Source organism: Enterococcus sp. E5-37, from assembly GCF_035726925.1.
GTDB lineage: Bacteria > Bacillota > Bacilli > Lactobacillales > Enterococcaceae > Enterococcus_B > Enterococcus_B faecium.
This window is the reverse complement of sequence record NZ_JAPMLG010000004.1, coordinates 200,374-212,802: the sequence shown is the minus strand read 5'-3', so window position 1 is coordinate 212,802 and position 12,429 is coordinate 200,374. Positions and strand designations below refer to the sequence as shown.

The 12,429-nt window shown below is 36.1% G+C and carries 13 protein-coding genes and 1 other RNA gene; 8 read left to right on the top strand and 6 right to left on the bottom strand.

All coding sequences use genetic code 11. The features are described 5' to 3' along the window. Positions 1 to 11 precede the first annotated feature (11 nt). The 3 genes from budA to OS138_RS05090 all read left to right on the top strand — a co-directional run bounded on the left by budA (position 12) and on the right by OS138_RS05090 (position 1,794). Entirely contained in the window at positions 12 to 722 is a 711-nt protein-coding gene (budA, locus tag OS138_RS05100; protein ID WP_002289619.1) for an acetolactate decarboxylase, read from the top strand. A gap of 129 nt (positions 723 to 851) precedes the next feature. Next, positions 852 to 1,349, top strand: a complete 498-nt coding sequence (locus OS138_RS05095) for a GAF domain-containing protein (RefSeq protein ID WP_002293950.1) — start codon at positions 852 to 854, stop codon at positions 1,347 to 1,349. Between the two features lie 184 nt (positions 1,350 to 1,533). After that, entirely contained in the window at positions 1,534 to 1,794 is a 261-nt protein-coding gene (locus OS138_RS05090) for a hypothetical protein (RefSeq protein WP_002289617.1), read from the top strand. Between the two features lie 361 nt (positions 1,795 to 2,155). Here OS138_RS05090 and OS138_RS05085 read toward each other — a convergent pair whose 3' ends face one another. Then, positions 2,156 to 2,395, bottom strand: a complete 240-nt coding sequence (locus OS138_RS05085) for a hypothetical protein (protein ID WP_002321266.1) — start codon at positions 2,393 to 2,395, stop codon at positions 2,156 to 2,158. A 285-nt stretch (positions 2,396 to 2,680) separates the two neighbouring features. Here OS138_RS05085 and OS138_RS05080 point away from each other — a divergent pair, with 285 nt between their 5' ends. Further along, positions 2,681 to 2,995 (top strand): hypothetical protein, encoded by a 315-nt coding sequence (locus tag OS138_RS05080; RefSeq protein ID WP_002323892.1) that lies wholly within the window; start codon positions 2,681 to 2,683, stop codon positions 2,993 to 2,995. A gap of 434 nt (positions 2,996 to 3,429) precedes the next feature. Here the strand turns inward: OS138_RS05080 and ssrA are convergent. Then, positions 3,430 to 3,796, bottom strand: a transfer-messenger RNA (tmRNA) gene (gene ssrA, locus OS138_RS05075). 170 nt (positions 3,797 to 3,966) lie between these two features. After that, complete coding sequence (locus OS138_RS05070; RefSeq protein WP_002293945.1) at positions 3,967 to 4,740, bottom strand: Cof-type HAD-IIB family hydrolase; 774 nt, start codon at positions 4,738 to 4,740, stop codon at positions 3,967 to 3,969. Positions 4,741 to 4,883: 143 nt separating this feature from the next. Between OS138_RS05070 and OS138_RS05065 the strand changes: the two genes are divergently transcribed. From OS138_RS05065 to OS138_RS05055, 3 genes are read left to right on the top strand one after another with little or no spacing between them, the layout of a single operon-like run. Continuing rightward, positions 4,884 to 5,234, top strand: a complete 351-nt coding sequence (locus OS138_RS05065) for an SdpI family protein (protein ID WP_002293943.1) — start codon at positions 4,884 to 4,886, stop codon at positions 5,232 to 5,234. After that, entirely contained in the window at positions 5,215 to 5,931 is a 717-nt protein-coding gene (locus OS138_RS05060) for a response regulator transcription factor (protein ID WP_002293942.1), read from the top strand. The genes OS138_RS05065 and OS138_RS05060 overlap by 20 nt, the downstream gene beginning before the upstream one ends. Further along, positions 5,931 to 7,379: a sensor histidine kinase gene (locus OS138_RS05055; RefSeq protein ID WP_002293941.1), complete on the top strand. Its 1,449-nt coding sequence runs from the start codon at positions 5,931 to 5,933 to the stop codon at positions 7,377 to 7,379. Before OS138_RS05060 ends, OS138_RS05055 begins: the two co-directional genes overlap by 1 nt. Positions 7,380 to 7,448: 69 nt before the next feature. Here OS138_RS05055 and OS138_RS05050 read toward each other — a convergent pair whose 3' ends face one another. The 3 genes from OS138_RS05050 to OS138_RS05040 all read right to left on the bottom strand — a co-directional run bounded on the left by OS138_RS05050 (position 7,449) and on the right by OS138_RS05040 (position 11,016). Beyond that, positions 7,449 to 7,958: a hypothetical protein gene (locus OS138_RS05050; RefSeq protein WP_002288586.1), complete on the bottom strand. Its 510-nt coding sequence runs from the start codon at positions 7,956 to 7,958 to the stop codon at positions 7,449 to 7,451. After that, complete coding sequence (locus OS138_RS05045) at positions 7,948 to 8,673, bottom strand: hypothetical protein (RefSeq protein WP_002297641.1); 726 nt, start codon at positions 8,671 to 8,673, stop codon at positions 7,948 to 7,950. Before OS138_RS05045 ends, OS138_RS05050 begins: the two co-directional genes overlap by 11 nt. Before the next feature lie 222 nt (positions 8,674 to 8,895). Further along, on the bottom strand, positions 8,896 to 11,016 hold the full coding sequence (locus OS138_RS05040; protein WP_002293938.1) for an LTA synthase family protein: 2,121 nt from the start codon (positions 11,014 to 11,016) through the stop codon (positions 8,896 to 8,898). 229 nt (positions 11,017 to 11,245) lie between these two features. Here OS138_RS05040 and OS138_RS05035 point away from each other — a divergent pair, with 229 nt between their 5' ends. Further along, on the top strand, positions 11,246 to 12,424 hold the full coding sequence (locus OS138_RS05035) for a class I SAM-dependent rRNA methyltransferase (RefSeq protein ID WP_002293936.1): 1,179 nt from the start codon (positions 11,246 to 11,248) through the stop codon (positions 12,422 to 12,424). Positions 12,425 to 12,429: the final 5 nt, after the last annotated feature.

The following is a 12,429-nucleotide window of genomic DNA, read 5'->3' as shown; positions in this document are numbered from 1 at the left end:
GAAGTGTCGACATGACTGAAAAAATCTTATACCAGCACGGGACATTAGGAGCTTTGATGGCCGGCTTGATGGATGGAACAGAAACGATTGCTCATATATTAGAAAAAGGAACTCTGGGATTGGGAACATTGCATGGGCTTGATGGTGAAGTCATCTTTTTAGATGGCGTAGCTTATCAAGGAAGATCAGATGGCTCAGTTGCCCAATTAGATGGAAGTGAACTTACCCCCTATGCAGCAATTACAGATTTTACGCCAGATACTAGTTTTTCTGTCTCAAAAACTGCAGATGGAGAACAATTGAAAAAAGACATATTAGTAAGAGAAGCCGGGGAAAACCTATTTTTGGCAGTGAAGATAACTGGATTATTCAAAAATATGCACATCCGTATCATGCCGAAGCAAGAAAAACCTTACAGAAGACTAGCAAAAATTTCAGAGTCTCAACCAGAATTCCAACAAAGCAATGTCCAAGGAACATTAGTCGGGTTCTTTACGCCTGAATTATTCCAAGGAGTTGCTGCAGCGGGATTTCACCTGCATTTTATCGATGATACACATACATTTGGCGGACATGTAATGGATTTTGAAGTGGCTGAAGGAAAAGTTGAGATTAGCCGCATCTCGTCCCTTGTACAGCATTTTCCAGTTGATGATCCGACTTTTGTTCACGAAACGATTGATTATGCTGATTTAGCAGCAGAAATCCAACAAGCAGAATAGAAAAAGACAGCGAGATGCGTTCAAGGTGATTAACCTGACGTATCTCGTTTTTTTGAGGAGAAAACCTAGCGTTTACAAAAAAACTGAGCTATAATCTTCTCCATAGATCAAAAAGGAGCGGTTTTTATCATGTGGACAGAAAAACAGAAAAAAGATGCATACGAAATTTTATTATTACAGCAACAAGGATTATTAGAAGCAGAAGATAACTGGTTAGCAAATTTAGCAAATTCATCTGCATTGTTGAATGAGACTTTGCCTGAGACTGTCTTTGCAGGATATTATTTATTCGATGGTAATGAATTGATTTTAGGACCGTTCCAAGGGCGAGTTTCTTGCACACGTATCAAGATGGGAAAAGGAGTTTGTGGAGAATCAGCTGAAAAACAAGAAACATTGATCGTTGATGATGTCAAAACCCATGCAAATTACATTTCCTGCGATTCAGCCGCACAATCAGAAATCGTAGTGCCAATGGTAAAAGAAGGTAATTTAATCGGTGTTTTAGATATCGATTGCGGAGTAACGAAAGGGTATGATGAAATCGATCAAGCATTTCTAGAAAAATATGTAGATCTTTTATTATCAAATTTTAATATAAATGCTTTTTCATTTATTAATAACTAAAATCGTCTATTGAAACAAAAAAGAAGAGAAATCAAGAATAAAAAGAGCCGGAAAGACAGTGGGCATTTCTGTTTTTCGGTTTTTTTATTTTTTTATAAAATCACAAGCGTTATTGATTTTCATAATCATATTTTAATGTTATTATCATTTTAAATAATGAAAAAACATTAAGGATGGATGAAATATGAATAACGAAACTATCATTTTAGGAAAAAAATATATTTGCCAACCTATTGGCTTGAAACAAAAAGTGGTTGGAGAAGTAATCAGTAAATTAGAAAATTGTGTTGTGATCTGCGTAGACGAATATCATGACGTCGATCGCAATGAAATATTAGAAAAATGCGGAAAAGTAGTGGCAAAATATACTCACGTTTATGAGTTGGAAACAACAGAATATCTATATAACTATAGCAACAAATATGAACATACTTTAGTTTCATAAAGATTTAAATAAAGTGCCTTCAAAAGCGAGAAGACCAAGCTTTTGAAGGCACTTTATTTAGTTGGCAGTGATTGTTCATGATTTTTGATTTATTCAAAAGGTTTGCCTAGAGAATCTGTCTCTGTAACGAGGCCTGGTGGAGAAACTCGATAAAAACCTATACTGCCAGAACTGTCCTATTTTCGGATAGACAAACTAGTAGTTTTAAAAAGATCATCCGATCCAATCATTTCAAAAAATGCAAAACTGATATCAGGATCATTTAGCTCAGGCTTGTTATCGTAAAGCATTTGTAAAGGTTGCATTTAGTTAGGAGTAAACGCGAAACTATCATCATTATTTGCTGAAGAAGATGAAGAAGCTAATTCAGAGTTTGTTTGAAATAAAGGAGACGTGCTGACAGTTTCTTTACCCTGTTTTTTGCAGAGGTAGAAACTTTTATATCGGAAGTTTCTACCGGAGAATTTTTCTCATTTGTAGAAATTGTTGAATCGATACTATTCGAAATTTGCGTATCTGAAGGTATGTTCTTTGATGCAGAAGTCCCACAAGCAGTAAGTAACAATAAATTTGATAAACTGATAAACAGAATTCTTTTCATTATGTACACACTCCTTATAGTATCGTTTAGCATACACCTATGCTCAGTATTAGGCAAAATCAATGCAAAACTATCAAGTCTTTTATAGTATCTATTAGTCTTAGTAATACATATATGGAGAGGGTGATATCCCAGTTCAAACCAGATACATTGGTTACCATCTGTATTAACGATTATGCCTCTAAACGCTTTTTTTATGAAAAAATTTATAAGTGAAAACGTAGGTATGATATTATCTAGAGGTCATTTTTTTGGGTATTTAAATAGTTGCTAGGAGGATAGCTTTTGGATTTTTACAGTAATTTTATCTTAATAATAGCAATATTATTACTTCTAAATATTTGGTTTTTTGATAAGAGTAGAAATGCAGGGATAGGTTTTAGAACCAAACGAAGTACGTCTTCTGAAAAAAAGTGGGTATATTCACAGACTATTTTTTACGGAGGGGTTATTTCAATTAGTTTACTTTCTTCAACACTTTATTCTTTTAATGTTATAGACGTTTCCATGTCAAATTTTATATCTATTATTGGAATCCTTATTTCTGCAATTATTACACAACTACTTCTTGTGTTTGAAGAGAAGTCAAAAAATAATTAAAGCAATTATGCCTTTTAGTACAGGAATTATTACTTCTTACAAATGTATAGCGAATGTGAAGCCTGCTGTTTTAATTGTTCTAGAAAAACTTTTGAGTGAACAATTATTTTATGTTAGGATGAATTAATTTCTCTAGAGTTTATAATTAAAAAAACTTATTTGAAGGAACATGCTTAAACCATAATTGTGTTTTTCCTTCCATCAGCATAAAAGTTCACCTCAAAAAGAGTGTACGAACAAAAGTTCTTTTTGTAAACCTTAAAATAGATTTTCCTGAATACGTATTGGGGATTTCTAAATGTTTGAATGTTTTTTTGAATGCAAAATCAATGCAAAAAATTTTGTATTTCTCTACTTTTCTCTCCTTGACCAAAATAAAAAAACGTTGATTTAACAACGTTTTTCATACATGTTTATCTGTCTCAACCATACATATATGGAGACGGCGGGAGTCGAACCCGCGTCCAAACACATCGCCACTTAAAAATCTACGTTCATAGTCAACTCATTTAAGGATTCACTTTACAGCTTGCCGAGTGACAGGCATTCTGTATCGCTAGTCTGATGTTCTCTTTTTCAACTTACAGACGGAAAGTTGAAACGTATCCCACTAAAGTTAGGACCCTTACTCGAGCACATGGGCGATGCCGAGAGGATCTACGCTAACTGTTTTTAGGCAGCTAAAGCGTAAGAGTTGTTTTCGTTTTTAGCAGTTATATTTAACTGTAACGTTTTTACGTAGACGTAACCTACGAAACGCAATTCAAGCTCGACTGTGCCTGTCGAATCCGTAACGTCCCCGTTAGCTAACAAGGGTTACGTGTATTTTTCATACAAAATTAGTATAGCATATATTGGGATAAATTCAATAAAAAAGCGAATCATATCCCATTATTTATATAATAACTGCCCCTTTCTTAAGAAAAAATAAGCGATTTTCTTAAGAAAAGAGGTAGCTTCAAAAAAAGATCTTAAATCAGATCAAAATACTTCAATGCGTGGACAATTCCGCCTTCTGTATTTTTCTTTGTGATAAAGGTAGAAAGTTCTTTTAATCCGTCATAGGCGTTGTCCATAGCGATTTTGTTGTCGCAAGCTTCCAACAAGGCAAAATCATTCGGACCATCGCCAAATCCAAAAGTAGGAACTTTTTCCAGCTGAAGTTCTTTTTGCAGACGTTTGACACCTGCCCCTTTTGAGATTCCTTTCTTCACTGTATCGATCGAGTAAGGACCATTCCGATAAAAAGTTAGCTCAGGAAAATGTTCGTGATAGTATTCGTCACCTGATTGAGATAAGATCAGCAACATATTTACTGTGTTTTCTTTAAAGCCTAAAGGATCAATTTCCGGAACATCTGAATGAATGAAGTCGTAAGCATTGATCATTGTTTGGCTATGACCGGTACACCAGATTTTCTGATCGTTATAGTAAGAAAGTTCATGACCGTTCAACTGTACATGATCATACATTTTTTGACATTCTTCTGAAGAAAATGTTTGAGAATAGATTTCTTCGCCGTCTACTCGAATGAAAGAACCATTCATGGTGACCGCAGAAGTAATGCCCGCATCTTCCATGATAGAGTGGATTTCTGCTTCTGTACGTCCTGTAGCGATGACGGGGAGAACATTGTTTTCTTTTAATGCGTTCATAGCTTTTGCCACTTCGGGTGTGATTTTTGATTTCGCATCTAGTAATGTTCCATCAAGATCAAAGAAAGTGATTGCACGATAATTTGACACAAATAAAACTCCTTTTTTATTGGAATAAGTTTATCTTAACAAAGAATGAACAAAAGACAAACCTTTCGTGAAGAATTCCTGAACATATTGGTTCAGTCAACAATTTAGAGTATACTATAAGAAGAGAATTTAGGAGGGAAAGAATGATTTTTTTCAGTATTGGTATCTTATTCTTAATAATTGGCAGTCTTTTTCGGATTCTGCCCTCAAAAGGAAATCTGCCTTTTTATGGGTATCATTCGCCTCTTGCCGCAAAAACAGACGCTCATTGGCGGCTGGCTCAAAAGACAAGCGGAAACTGGTTTTTTCTTATGGGCTTACTGATGGCATTGATCGGCTATTATTTAAAGACATCTGGGCATACGAATTATTTTCTGATTGAAATGCTTCTGCTAGTATTTCCAATTATGCCTATTTTTATTATGACAGAAAAGACATTACAGAAATATGACCTGGAAACTGGAGGGAACGATAATGAATATTTTAATGATTGAAGATAATCAATCTGTTTCTGAAATGATGCAGATGTTTTTCTTAAATGAAGGTTGGGAAGCAACTTTCAAGTATGATGGAAAAGAAGGGCTCGATGCCTTTTTAGAAAACCCACAACATTGGGATATGATTACACTAGACCTGAATTTGCCCACACTGGACGGTATGCTAGTAGGAAGAGAGATCCGCAAAGTTTCAAGTACTGTGCCGATTATCATGCTGACAGCTAGAGATTCTGAAAGCGATCAGGTGATCGGCTTAGAGATGGGGGCAGATGATTATGTCACAAAACCTTTCAGTCCTCTGACGCTTATTGCTCGAATGAAAGCTTTGCATCGCCGTAGTGAGTTGGCAGAAGCAAGAGAAGAAGCAGCAGTTTCAGATGATCATTTTGATATCGAGACTAGTCATTTCAAGATGAATACGAAAACACGAGAAGCGTATCTGGACAACCGGCCAATTGAAGGACTGACGCCTAAAGAGTTCGATCTATTGTTTACTTTAGCAAAAAAACCACGTCAAGTATTCTCTCGGGAGCAGTTGCTTGAATTAGTCTGGGATTATCAGTACTTTGGTGATGAACGGACAGTGGACGCCCATATCAAGAAATTACGACAAAAAATCGAAAAGGTCGGACCACAAGTCATCCAAACTGTTTGGGGAGTCGGCTACAAATTCGATGATTCTGGTGTTGCCTAATGCGTTATTTGTATCAGCAACTCTTAGCTTTTTGCGGAATGGTCGCGTTGATCTTATTGATCGTTGGAGTTTCTTTTACACAACTGACAAAACAAACGATTGAAGAAAACAATTACCAGCAACTGTTTGGATATGCTGAATCAGTTGAAAAGACAACGCAAACCTATGCCGATACGCTCCCGCAGTTTAGTCAAGATCAGGCGTTTCAAAATGCATTGCTGCTGACAGAGCAAGTACTGACAGAACAAAATGTGAACTTTATATTTATCGATAAAAACGAACGTGTCATTTATCCGACTAATACAGCTTTACTGAATTTTACCTTAACAGCTGATCAATGGAAAAATCTGAGGAATGGACGTCAAGAAAAATTCACATCGAATAAAAATATTTTAGGACAAGCACAGGCGACCTCTTACGCACTTGTGCCATTTAATTTGAATCATGAATTCTATGGAGCACTTGTAGTTAGTCAACCTGCGCGAAATATCGATAACAGCGTTCGTCCAATTACACTGAACCTGTTCAAAGGATTTATTTTTTCCAGTATCGTTGCAGTTATTGCCAGCTATGCTTTTGCAGCATTCCAAGTTAAGCGTATCAATCGGTTAAGGAATGCGACGAAAGAAGTGACGAATGGTAATTTTGATGTACAGCTCCCCGTACATGACAAAGATGAATTTGATGAGTTAGCAGATGATTTCAATAAAATGACGAATTCATTGAGAGAATCTCAAGCAGAAATTGAAGAACAAGAAAATCGTCGAAGACAATTTATGGCAGATGCTTCTCACGAGATGAGAACACCTCTTACGACAATCAACGGACTTCTGGAAGGGTTAGAATACAATGCAATCCCTGAAAATCAGCGAGAAAACGCGATTAAATTGATGAAAAATGAAACAGAGCGTCTGATCCGTTTGGTGAATGAAAACTTGGATTATGAAAAAATCCGTACGAATCAAATCAGTATGGTCATTAAAAAATTCAATGGAACAGAAACATTGAAAAATATTGTTGCACAGTTAGAAGCTAAAGCAGAAGCAGCAGGAGATACATTGACATTGAAAGCCGTTGATGATATTGATGTTTACGCTGATTATGACCGATTTGTCCAAATCATGGTCAATATTATTCAAAACGCGATACAGTTTACTGAAAACGGCCAAATCACGATTACTTTAGAAAAAGGCTATCTTGAAACGATCATCACGATTGAAGATACGGGAATTGGAATGTCTGAACAACAAATGAAAAGTATCTGGGATCGTTATTATAAAGTAGATCCTTCAAGAAAAAATACAAAATATGGTGAATCAGGATTAGGTTTACCAATCGTGCAGCAACTTGTACGCTTGCATAAAGGAAAATTAGAAGTAGAAAGCGAACTAGGAAAAGGAACAAAATTCGCTGTTCGTTTGCCTGACGTAGAAATCAAAAAAGAGTAAAAAACAAGCGGTATAAAAGATCATGAATCGATCTTCTATACCGCTTGTTTTTACTATAAAATGATTGATTTAGCCCGCGGGCTCTAAACGATCAATATAAGGACTTTGAGCAATAGTAGCATCATGAGTAAAGAGTAAGATACCTTGATTTTCTTCATGAGCTAAATAAGAAAGCAAGTGGAGTAGCTCTTGGATCTCCAATACACTAAGTTCATCAAATGTATCTTCAATAACAATATTGTTTCGCTTGGAAAGCAAGGCATGAAGTAATTGCAGCTTTACTTTTTCAAAAGACGTCAACTCAGCTGCCGCACAATTAAGCAAGGAAGGAGAGATATCAAGTTTTTCTTGATAGGCCAAACGATCTTGTTTGATTTCTTTTTCCGGTACATCCAACAGGACATGGTCTTTAAGATTCAGATAAGGAAACATCGGCCAATTTTTTTGGATGATCGCAAAATTATCCAGTTTTGCAACAAGAACCTCTTTTTTCAAGTGCTCCAATATTTTATGCTGTTTTTCGAGAGGACACAAAATAACGGTCAAGTGTTCAGCATGAATCAAATATTCAGGTTTCATTACGTCCAGGCCTCCTACTTTGCAAATGATGGATAAAAAAAGTGAAAGGGAATAGACTAAGAATGAGACAGCATCCACTGAGCCCAATAAGAGTTTGGGCAAATCCCTTAAGTATATCTGTGAAAAAAAGATCATTTTGGAAATCGATGGTAAAAAAAGTCTGTTGATCCATCGGAATTGTAAGTCCGCTTACCGAAGTCAAGATATCACGGATATCTGGCAGTTCAGTAGTCTTTAAGACAAGAAAATTGATCCTTTGAAGAAGCGCTTCATAAACTGACTGGAAGCTGACGATCCACAATAAAACCAAGATACAACAAAGAAAGAGAGGAAAGAACAGCTGCCAGAAAATAAAAAGGAATAATTTGGTTTTAGAAAGACCAGTCAGGCGCCAATTGATCAATTCCTGCTTGTTTTGCCTGACTGAATAGTAAAAGAAAAAGATAAAAAGGAAGGCAAATAGAAAAAATAAACTGAATATGCCTTTTATATAAAATCGGCTAGCTAATTCTAAAGCCGGAAGAAGCTCTGTAGATGCAGAAGCGCCAATAAATGAAAGCCGATCTTGGACTTGATTGGCTAAAGCCGATTGCAAATGGTAAAGAGTCAGGCATGCTATCAATAAAAAAGCAGAAAAGCTTGAAAATAAACAATAGAGTATTGTCTGCTTTTTGTAATAAATTAATCGAGCAGTAGCATAGCGGATTATTTTCATACTTTTCACCTCTATAAAAAGTATAGAAAATGAATATGAATAAAGTATGAAATTCCTTTAGTGAAATCACGAATTAAAACCAGAAAATATTTTGTAAAAAGCAAGAGGTTGTGAAGAAGCTGCCCTATTCTATTACCGTAGATGCAAGCTTTTGAACACTGTTTATTCGAAAAGAGGAGCAGCGACAATAATTTTGTCGCTGCTCCTTTTAAATTTATTTTATCATTCGGAAGAACTTGTGGTCGTTCCGTGAAGTTCTTGGTACGTTTGCGTTTTATAAAGATCAACAGTTGATTGTCCCTTGTGTTCACTAAAGACACTAGTTGACTTGTCACCAAGAGATTTTTCAGCTTCTTTTAATTTCTCTAAGCCATTCTTGTAGTCATAATCACTGGTATCAATTGGGTCTAATCCACTATTCGTATAGAACCGAAGAAGATCACCATTATTGATTTGGTCAGAAACAGCTAACTGTTTATCAACTTTTTCTTTCAGTGAATCAATTTCATTCTGTACTTCCTCAGTAGGTTCAGTAATAGCTTCACCAGTTTCGTTACTATAGATCGTACCACCGTAGTAAGTATATTTTGGTGTAACAAAATCACCATCACGGAAAGAAACAAGCTGTTCATGATCTTTCGAGAATAGATCTTGTCCTAACTGAATATAATTTTTTGTATCTACACCTAGTAAGTGAAGTAATGTAGGCAAGGCATCAACTTGTCCGCCGTAAGTGTGATTGATTCCGCCCTGTGTTTGTCCAGGGATATGGATCATATAAGGGACACGCTGCATTTGTGCATTGTCGTAGTTTGTCCAAGTAGAACTTGTTTTTCCAACTAATTCAGCTAGATTTTTATTTCTTGAATTCGAGACACCGTAATGGTCACCGTAAAGGACGATGACTGAATTATCATACAAGCCGCTTTCTTTCAAATAATTGAAGAATTCTTGTACGGCGGTATCTAAATAATTGGCTGTCGCAAAGTAACCGTTGATCGTTTCATCATTTGTATTGGCTAACGGGAATCCTGCTTCGTCATTGGTGAATTTTGAATAAGGATAATGGTTAGATACAGCAATGAATTTTGAATAAAATGGTTGTTGCAGACGTTCCAAGTATTGTACGGATTGTTGGAAAAATGGTTTATCATGCAACCCGTATTGGAACGAATTGTCATCATTAACATCATAATAAGAAGAATCAAAGAAATAATCATATCCTAAATTCTTGTATGTCTCGTTTCGATTCCAGAATGTACCAGCGTTCCCATGGAATACCGCACTAGTGTAACCTTGTGTTTGACTTAAAATATCAGGTGCAGCTTGGAAAGTATTTTTTCCGCCTAATTGTGTGAACAAGGAGCCTTGATTCAAGCCAAACAATGAATTTTCCATCAGCGTTTCCGCATCGCTTGTTTTTCCTGCTTTTACTTGATGGAAAAAGTTGTCAAAACTGAACGTGCTGTTGCTGTGGTAAAGACTATTGATGAAAGGTGTAACTTCATGCTGGACACCATTCTCATCTGTCAATTTATAATCGATCAAGAATTGCTGGAAGCTTTCTAAATGGATATAAATCACATTTTTTCCTTTAGCAAGCCCGAACAAATCGTCATTTGGTGCTGCATAATGTTCTTTTACATAATTTTCTACTTCTTTCATATCATTGGGACTTGCTTCTGCCCGCACTTGGTTTGTCTGGTAAGTTTGAACACCGTCATAAACCATGAAAGCATTCAAGCCAAGATATTTGACCAAATAATCACGAGAGAATGTTCGAGTCAGCAATTCTGGACGATCAGCTTCCGCCATAAAAAGATTTCCTGAGAAAATCATAACTGCTAATGTAGAGATCGCAAAAGCCATTCTTGCTCGGATCGGGCGAGGGTCCAACTTGATTTTTTTTGCAATCAGCAGAACAGCCAAGATAATAAAATCGATCCAATAGATCACATCATATGGGCGAAACAGTCGAATGGCACTTTCTCCCAGACCACTCGCTACTTTCCCAGCACCTAAAATCGTGTTGATCGTAATGAAGTCCGTGAATTCTCGATAATAAGTGACATTCGAAAAAACAAGCAATGTCAAAAGAAAATAAATGACCATCATCGTGATATAAGCAACTCTAGGGCGTCTGATATAAAGAGCAATTCCAAGTAATAACAATGTAGTTGCAATAGGGTTGATAAACAAGATAAAGTATTGAATGCCACTTTCGATTCCGAGATGGAAATCAACTAAATAGGCAAAAATCGTTTTCAACCAAAGTAAAACGACTAGTAAAGAAAAAAATCCGAGCCTCTTATTCAAAAAGGCAGGTGTTTTTATATATTTCAAGATAATCTTCCTTTCTGCACTTCTTAATCACAGAAGTGTCATGAAACCATGTTACACAGCTCACTTATTCTCATTTATTTTACTAGTATGACAATATAGTGTCAATTGAAACCAGAAGTTTATGCTGTTTCATTAAGGTTTTCTTTAAGCTTCATGAAAAAATGAGCAGTAAGACAAGTCCTATGTTTTTTGTTATACTTGGGAAGAGAAAGCTAAAGTAGGTGAAGGAATGAAAGTACAAGTAAAAAAAAGAGCAAGCAATCGATTGAAAAAAGGATATCCACTGATCCAAAAAGAAGACCTTGCTCATCCCCAAAAAGAAACCACGCAATGGGTGGAATTAGTTGATTCGCAAAACCAATTTATCGCAAAAGGATATCTAGGAAAGCAGAATAAGGGAATCGGTTGGGTATTGAGCCAGCAGAACATCCCATTTGATCAATCATTTTTTGAAGAACTTTTTGTGAAGTCAAAAGAAAAAAGAACTTTCTTTTTTTCAGATGATTCTACTACCGCTTTTCGTATATTCAATGGAGAAGGAGACGGGATCGGCGGTCTGATTGTTGATTATTATGCAGGTTATGCTGTTTTTTCTTGGTATAACGAAACGTTATATGCACATCGTGAATTATTGATTCAAGCTTTTCGTGAAATCTACCCGGAAATCATAGGAGGCTATGAGAAAATTCGATTTGAATCAGTAAATCTGCCTGAGAGCCAGTTCATTTACGGAAAAGAGGCACCGGAACCCTTGATCGTAAAAGAAAACGGAGTAAAATTTGCCGTTTATTTAAATGAAGGATTAATGACTGGGATCTTTTTAGACCAAAAAGAAGTACGGGGATCATTAGCAGAAGGTTTCGCTTCTGGGAAAACAGTTTTGAACATGTTTAGTTATACCGGCGCCTTTTCTGTTGCTGCCGCAATGGGAGGGGCAATCGAAACAACAAGTGTCGATCTAGCAAAACGCAGTTTAAAAAAAACACAGGAACAGTTTGAAGTGAATGGTTTGGATGTCGATCAGCAAAAAATCATTGTTATGGACGTATTCGAGTATTTCAAATACGCCAAAAGAAAACAATTTTTATATGACATGATTGTATTGGATCCACCAAGTTTTGCCAGAAATAAGAAAAAAGTCTTTCGCGTAGCAAAAGATTATGGGGAACTGGTCAAGGATAGTCTGGATATTTTAGCAGAAGACGGGATACTTATTGCGTCTACAAATGCTGCGAATGTCTCGATAGAACAATTCCAAACAATGATTGAAGAGGAATTCCATGCCAAAAATGTTTCTTTTGAACAACTTGCTTTATATCGTCTGCCAAAAGATTTCCAGACGACGGATACCTTTTTAGAAGGCAATTATCTGAAAGTGTTTGTTTATCAAATTAAAAATAACCATTAGAAGGA

Coding starts and splice junctions, on each gene's coding strand:
- budA (WP_002289619.1), top strand. CDS start 12: ATGACTGAAAAAATCTTATACCAGCACGGGACATTAGGAGCTTTGATG.
- OS138_RS05095 (WP_002293950.1), top strand. CDS start 852: ATGTGGACAGAAAAACAGAAAAAAGATGCATACGAAATTTTATTATTA.
- OS138_RS05090 (WP_002289617.1), top strand. CDS start 1,534: ATGAATAACGAAACTATCATTTTAGGAAAAAAATATATTTGCCAACCT.
- OS138_RS05085 (WP_002321266.1), bottom strand. CDS start 2,395: ATGAAAAGAATTCTGTTTATCAGTTTATCAAATTTATTGTTACTTACT.
- OS138_RS05065 (WP_002293943.1), top strand. CDS start 4,884: ATGATTTTTTTCAGTATTGGTATCTTATTCTTAATAATTGGCAGTCTT.
- OS138_RS05060 (WP_002293942.1), top strand. CDS start 5,215: ATGAATATTTTAATGATTGAAGATAATCAATCTGTTTCTGAAATGATG.
- OS138_RS05055 (WP_002293941.1), top strand. CDS start 5,931: ATGCGTTATTTGTATCAGCAACTCTTAGCTTTTTGCGGAATGGTCGCG.
- OS138_RS05050 (WP_002288586.1), bottom strand. CDS start 7,958: ATGAAACCTGAATATTTGATTCATGCTGAACACTTGACCGTTATTTTG.
- OS138_RS05045 (WP_002297641.1), bottom strand. CDS start 8,673: ATGAAAATAATCCGCTATGCTACTGCTCGATTAATTTATTACAAAAAG.
- OS138_RS05035 (WP_002293936.1), top strand. CDS start 11,246: ATGAAAGTACAAGTAAAAAAAAGAGCAAGCAATCGATTGAAAAAAGGA.